Source organism: Anaeroplasma sp., from assembly GCF_034179385.1.
Taxonomy (GTDB): Bacteria; Bacillota_I; Bacilli_A; order Acholeplasmatales; family Anaeroplasmataceae; genus Anaeroplasma.
On sequence record NZ_JAXFPY010000017.1, the window covers coordinates 1 to 6,954 of the forward strand.

8 protein-coding genes and 1 tRNA gene are annotated in these 6,954 nt (G+C 31.9%); all 9 read left to right on the forward strand.

What is annotated here, in order from left to right; translation table 11 throughout:
- The first annotated feature begins 456 nt into the window (after positions 1-456).
- The 9 genes from SPJ17_RS00990 (at position 457) to SPJ17_RS01030 (ending at position 6,366) form a co-directional block, all read left to right on the forward strand.
- A complete protein-coding gene (locus SPJ17_RS00990; protein WP_321091883.1) occupies positions 457-783 on the forward strand; it encodes a DUF6442 family protein in 327 nt (108 codons plus the stop codon).
- Positions 784-785: 2 nt separating this feature from the next.
- Positions 786-992 carry a helix-turn-helix domain-containing protein gene (locus SPJ17_RS00995; RefSeq protein ID WP_321091884.1) on the forward strand — a complete coding sequence of 69 codons (207 nt, stop codon included), beginning with the start codon at positions 786-788 and terminating at the stop codon, positions 990-992.
- An 11-nt stretch (positions 993-1,003) separates the two neighbouring features.
- Complete coding sequence (locus tag SPJ17_RS01000) at positions 1,004-1,459, forward strand: hypothetical protein (RefSeq protein WP_321091885.1); 456 nt, start codon at positions 1,004-1,006, stop codon at positions 1,457-1,459.
- Between the two features lie 177 nt (positions 1,460-1,636).
- Entirely contained in the window at positions 1,637-3,061 is a 1,425-nt protein-coding gene (locus SPJ17_RS01005; RefSeq protein ID WP_321091887.1) for an NAD(P)/FAD-dependent oxidoreductase, read from the forward strand.
- Between the two features lie 49 nt (positions 3,062-3,110).
- Positions 3,111-3,719 carry a YgjV family protein gene (locus SPJ17_RS01010; protein ID WP_321091889.1) on the forward strand — a complete coding sequence of 203 codons (609 nt, stop codon included), beginning with the start codon at positions 3,111-3,113 and terminating at the stop codon, positions 3,717-3,719.
- 84 nt (positions 3,720-3,803) lie between these two features.
- On the forward strand, positions 3,804-4,856 hold the full coding sequence (locus SPJ17_RS01015) for a 3-deoxy-7-phosphoheptulonate synthase (protein ID WP_321091891.1): 1,053 nt from the start codon (positions 3,804-3,806) through the stop codon (positions 4,854-4,856).
- Positions 4,857-4,902: 46 nt separating this feature from the next.
- Positions 4,903-4,991: transfer RNA gene (locus SPJ17_RS01020), tRNA-Ser, on the forward strand.
- 87 nt (positions 4,992-5,078) lie between these two features.
- Entirely contained in the window at positions 5,079-5,438 is a 360-nt protein-coding gene (locus SPJ17_RS01025; protein ID WP_321091893.1) for a hypothetical protein, read from the forward strand.
- On the forward strand, positions 5,431-6,366 hold the full coding sequence (locus SPJ17_RS01030; protein WP_321091894.1) for a helix-turn-helix domain-containing protein: 936 nt from the start codon (positions 5,431-5,433) through the stop codon (positions 6,364-6,366). Before SPJ17_RS01025 ends, SPJ17_RS01030 begins: the two co-directional genes overlap by 8 nt.
- Positions 6,367-6,954 lie beyond the last annotated feature (588 nt).

Below are 6,954 nucleotides of genomic sequence, written 5' to 3' on the forward strand. Positions count from 1 at the left end.
CACTTAAAAAAGGAGCCTAAGCTCCTTAAGGGGAAATTTATTTACCCCTTTGTTCTAATAAGAAGGCATATAAGCTTAATGACGTAGAATTTATCATTCCAAAGGATGGAAAGGGAAATTATAAATATTTAGAGCCTTAGCAAATAAAATCAAAGGACAATAAGATAGATTTAACCTTTACGCCTATACTAGATAGATTTGATAATACCAATCTACTTATTTTAAAATCATTACAGCACCAGGTATTTGGTAAATTTAACGGTAAGATTTGTGTAGATGGTATAGAAGTAGAAATAAAGGATGCAATATCCTTTGCAGAAAGAGTTACTAATTATTGGTAAATATCAGATTAAAGAGGATTGGGTTTTCAATCCTTTTTTAAAAATCATATTGACAAGTATACTTTGCAACATTATAATATATATGACAAGTTAACTTGGCAAAAGGAGATTTATTATGAATAAAGAAGAAATATTAGCTAAAGCAAAAAAAGAAAATAGCGGTTTAGATGTTGCCGATTTAGATGCCCAAAGAAAAGGTGCCTATTTCGGATATTTTGTTGGAATTTGTGGAATCATTATTGTAGATATAATGAATGGAATTGTATTTGGTAATGTAAACCATGGACCGAATATGGTTATTGCGCTTATGTGTGCATCTGCATTTTTTGTTAAATATATAAAATTAAAGAAAGCACATGAGCTAATTGTATCTATACTTTATTTTTCACTAGCCATTATGTTTTTGGTGTTTTGGATTTTACAGCTTTTAAGGGTGTGGTAATTATGAAGGAGGAATTAGTATTAAAGAATAATTTGCCAAGAATTCGGCACGAAAAGAGGATATCTCAAGAGAAGCTTGCATCCATGGTAGGAGTATCTAGGAATACGATATCCTCTATTGAAACCTTGCAGTTCGTTCCAACTGCAAAGCTTGCCTTATTAATTGCTATTGCATTAGATTTAAAATTTGAGGATATATTCTATTTTTAATGGGGGATTCAATGAAAAAACTATTTATATACTATACCCATAGTGGTAATGGAGAATTAGTAAAGGATTATTTTTTGAATAAGAATTATGAAATTAGAAGAGTTATACCTAAAAGAGAATTACCTAAAAGCTTTTTTCTAAAGATGATGGTTGGAGGCTTTTTGGCAGGCATAAAGCATAAAGCTAAGCTTATAGATTTTGATTCTAATATAGAAGGATATGATGAAATTGTAATAGAAACACCTATTTGGAATGGTAGGATTTCATGCCCTATCCAGACAGTATTATCGAAAGTTAAGCTTGAGGGTAAAAAGCTAACCTTCATTCTATGTAGTGGCAGTGGCAAGTCTTTAAAGGCAGTAAATTATCTTAAAAAAAGATATAATGCTAGAATTATAGAATTACAAGAACCAAAGAAATATAAGGAATATATAGAAAAGCTTGATGGAATTGAAAACGAAAATTAAAAGAATAAATACAAAAGAAAAGCTTTAAAAGACTCAAAAAAAGCCGCTCGAGCTTACAAAGATGAATGAATAAGACGCTACTTGAGCGTCTTTTTTCTGCCAAAATATGGTTTTTATTTTAAGGAAATAATGGTATAATAGATAAGCACGACTTTTTATTGTTTTGGAGGTAATTTCATGAAATATGATTGTATAATTGTTGGTGCAGGTCCAGCAGGTGTATTTTGTGCATATGAATTTATGGAAAAAAAGCCTGATGCGAAGATTCTATTAATCGATAAGGGCAAAAATATATATAAAAGAAAATGCCCTGTCAATGAGCATATTTTAGAAAAATGTCCAATCAATAGAGAGGGTATTTCTGGATGCCACCCTGCATGCAGTATCACCAATGGCTTTGGTGGTGCTGGAGCATTCTCTGATGGTAAATTTAACATTACTACAGAATTTGGTGGATGGTTAACCGATTATTTAGATGATAATACAGTTTTAGAATTAATTAAGTATGTGGATGAAATCAATTTAAAATATGGAGCGCCAAAGGCTATAACGAATCCTACTACCGATAAGGTAAGAGAAATCGAAAGAAGAGCCTTATCTGTGGGATTAAAGCTTTTAAGAAGCCAAGTTAGACATTTAGGTACGGAAAATAATTTAAAGATTCAAGCAAAGATTTACGAGGACTTAAAGGGTCATGTCGATATGATGTTTGAAACGGAGGTATCCGATATTTTAGTTTCGAACAATAAAGTTACAGGTATTGCCCTAAAGAGGGGTGAGGTAATCGATTCAGATTATGTTTTCTTAGGCGTTGGTAGAGATGGTTCTCAATGGCTTGAGGAAATGTGTCATAAATATAATATTCATATGACGAATAACCAAGTAGATGTGGGGGTTCGTGTAGAGACAAATGATATCGTAATGGAGGAGATTAATTCAAACCTATACGAGGGTAAATTCATTTATAGAACCAGTGTTGGAACTACAGTTCGTACCTTCTGTAGTAACCCATCTGGTCATGTTGTTATTGAAAACCATAGTGGTACGATGCTTGCGAATGGACATGCATATGCATCTAAGGAGCTTGGAAGTAGCAATACAAATTTTGCATTACTTGTTTCTCATAAATTCTCTGATCCATTCGATTTACCAAATGAATATGCACACCAGGTATCTCGCCTTGCGAATGAATTATCCTGTGGATCTATTATTATTCAAAGATATGGCGATATTGTAAGAGGTAGAAGATCTACCCAAAAAAGAATTGATGAAGGCTTTGTAAAGCCTACACTAACGGAGGCAGTACCAGGAGATTTAGGATTAGTACTTCCGTATAATACAATGAAATCCATCATTGAAATGATTGAGGCCTTAGACCATGTAACACCAGGTATTGCGAATGAGCATACATTATTCTATGGTGTTGAGGCAAAATTCTATTCTGCTCGTCCTGAAATTAAAAATAATTTCGAGACAAAGGCAGTAGAGGGCTTATATGTCGGAGGAGATGGTGCTGGCTTGACAAGAGGCTTAGCTCAGGCTGGTGCGAATGGTGTTTTTGTTGCAAGAGACATTATTTCTAAATTAGAAAAAAATAACTAAGAAATAAGGGACTAAAAAAAGTCCCTTATCTTTTAGAGGAGCTGATTTTATGGACTTTAGTGAACTTCTTCAAAATCCACTGAGGCTTTCTGCATATATCATATCCATAGTTGGATATTTATTGTTTGCGTTAGCCTCAGGAGTAAAAAGAAAAAATCAATTACTCATCATGCAATCCACAGGTAATTTCTTGTGCGCAGTTGCAGAGGGATTAACTGGGCTTTGGAGTGGACTCGTACAGGATTTAGTAAATTTAATAAGAAATATATTCGTGTTAAAAAAATGGATAAATACAACACTTGCGATAATATTTATTATTCTTGGTATGGGTATTGGTATATTTGTGTTCATTTATGATCTTAATAATGCACAATGGTGGGGTATATTACCTGTAATTGCTACTGCAGAATATTCGATTATTATTTTAATCCCAAATGTAAGGGTACCTTTGATTAAGGCAGCCCTAATGGTATCCTCTACTTGTTGGGCAATTTATGGATTTGGTATGAATTTTTTACCAACCTTCCTATTCAATTGCCTATCCTTCGTTTTGGCTACAACATCATTAATTTTATATTTTGTAAGAAAGAGAAAAGAAAATAAAATTCCAAAAGAAGACGAAAATGAGGAATTTGATTCAAAAGAAGAAGTAATTTAATGCTTATAATTTTATTTTCTATTGAAAATAAATACAGTTTTTGATAAAATTGTTTTATATTTCTTGATGAAAGGGGTAATTCTTATGAATATGGATTTTAAAAGGAAGCTTCCTACACCTAAAGAGGTTAAGGAAATGTTTCCATTGCCTAGTGAGCTTCAAAAGATAAAGCTTCAAAATGATGAAGAAATTCAAGCAATTATCAGGGGAGATTCTAATAAATTATTGTTAATCGTTGGACCTTGCTCTGCAGATAGAGAGGATGCTGTCTTAGATTATATGAAAAGATTAAGAGGAGTATATGAAAAGGTTAAGGATGTAATCTTTATTGTACCAAGAGTATATACGAATAAGCCAAGAACTACAGGGGAAGGCTATAAGGGATTGTTGCATCAGCCAGACCCTACAAAGCCATCCGATATGCTACAGGGTATTATTGCAATTCGTAAGCTTCATATGAATGTATTAGCACAAACGGGCTTTTCCACTGCAGATGAAATGCTATATCCTGAAAATCATAGATACTTATCCGATTTGGTATCCTATGTTGCTGTAGGCGCAAGAAGCGTAGAAAACCAACAGCATAGATTAACTGCATCAGGAATTAATATTCCATGTGGCATGAAAAACCCAACCTCAGGTGATTTAGGTGTAATGCTAAATTCTATTCGCGCAGCTCAATCTTGTCATACCTTTATTTATAGAGGATGGGAAGTAGAAACTATGGGTAATCCACTTGCTCATGCAATCTTGAGAGGATATGTAAATAAGCATGGTGAATCTCACCCGAATTATCATTACGAGGATATTAACTTTTTAGCATCTATTTATGATGAGAAGAAGTATAAATATCCTGCGGTCATTGTAGATTGTAATCATAGTAATTCTGGTAAGAATTATTTAGAACAAATTCGTATTGCGAAGGAAGTATTACATTCTGCATCTCATAATGAAAAAATCAATAAAATCTTTAAAGGATTAATGATTGAATCCTATATTGAAGATGGTAATCAAAAGGTAGAAGAGGGTATTTATGGTAAATCCATTACGGATCCATGCTTAGGCTTCAAAAAAACCGAAGAGCTTATTTTAGAACTTGCAGAAATAAGAAGAGCAAATCCAAAAAAATTAAAATAATCTTGAATTTAATATACAAATCCGATATAATGAATATCGGACATTTGCAGAGGTACCCAAGAGGCTGAAGGGACACGCTTGGAAAGCGTGCAGACGGGAGACCGTGCAGGGGTTCAAATCCCCTCCTCTGCGCCATAAGAAAAGCAAAGGTTTGATATAGTTATCAAGCCTTTTTTAGTTGAAATAATATCTATTATTTTTGAAACTACAAGATATATTGAATTGTTCTTAGAAAATCTACTTTTTAATGGAAATCATGAACTAAAAAATAGATATTTACATATAAGATGGAATGAAAAAGTGGACATTGAACGAATAAAAATGGAGATTGCTAAGGAAAAAGTGGACATTGAAAAGGTTAAAATTTCTAAAACAATAAGAAAAAATATCGAAATATTATATCAAGCGCTTAAAGATTTTGAATACTTTGGCAGAAAAGAAATAATAGATGTTTTGAAAATGTCGCCTTCTGGAGCTTCAAAACTTATTTCTAAATTGTTAGATACAAAGGTAATCATTCAAGTTTTTAAACACGGAAAGGGAAAATATTGTTTTAATATAAACAGAGTAAATTATGAATAAAAGTACAATAGATTTCGTTAATAGAATGAAATCCATAAGAAAAGAAAAAGGATTAAGCCAAATTGAACTTGCAAAAAGATGTAATGTTCCTCAATCAACAATTGGTAGAATAGAAAATCATTCAATGAATCCATCACTAGATATGGTAATGAGTATTTTGAATATTTTAAATGTTAATGTTGAATTGGTAGAAAACGCTAAAGTAATAAAAGGCTATGATGTTTTTGGTAAAGAATATGGATGTATGCTTAGAAATGATTTACACGATATTAATTCTATTGAACACAAACTGATGCAAGAAATGGTTAGATTGGATTCAATTTCCGAACCTTTTTTATATGGTGGCTATCAAATATCATATCCAATGGAAAATAATATTCTTTATTCGTTTGCTCAAAGATTTAAAAGGGATAATGATTTGGAATCAATAAAATCTTTGATTCATTATACTTCTCAAATTGCAACAAATTATAATACGCCGCTAGATGAAATGTATTTTGGTGGAACAGAAAAAGAAATTTTAGATAGAGGTACAGATTGGTGTTTTGATTTAGCAAGACTTGCAGCTGTCATTCTTGATTGTCTAGGAATGACTTCTAGATTTGTATTTGTTGCAAATCCAGATAAAGCGTATCATGGTCATGTTTTAATTGAAGTTTTTTATAATGACTCTTGGGGTGTTGTAGATCCATTATACGGATATGTTTTCTATGATAATACCCCAATAAGTGCAAAAGATATTTATCATTCGTCCGTGTTACAAGAATTGAATGAGGAATATAAAAATATGTTCAAACAAGTTGCAATAGTTGACTATAATCCTAATAATGAAGAAAATAAATACATTATCTCTAAATGTAATAAATATACATTAACGTTGAACTCAATTGTTCAAGATGGCACATGGAAATTAGGCGAAGATAAATGAAATATTTGATTTATCCTTGAACGATAGATATTGTTTACTTGAGGTGACATAAAGGATTGGTAATAAGGTAAAAGTTATAATAGATAGACCATTAGGAACATATCATACAAAGCATAAGGATATTTTTTATACAGTCAATTATGGATATGTCGAAGGGGTTATTGCTCCTGACGGGGTAGAATAAGATGCGTATGTACTAGGAGTAGATAAACCATTAAAAGAATTTGAAGGAGTAATATTAGCCCTAATTCATAGAATCAATGATGTTGAAGATAAATGGATAGTTGTACCGGAAGGCATCGTATTTACTCAAGAGGAAATAATAAAACAGGTAGAATTTCAAGAAAAATTTTTTAATTTTGAAATTGTAATGTAACAAATAAATTTCAATTTAACTTGCTGCATTACATAGAAAACAGGATGCTTTCAAAAAACAAAAGGGTGCTTGCATTTTGTATTAAAATGGTTCTTATTTGCCATAAGAAAAGCAAAGGTTGGATACAAGTATCAAGCCCGTTAGGGATAAAAAAAACTAGACATAGAACAGAAATATTGTATCTGTAATATGACTAGTTTTATTATTAAAGG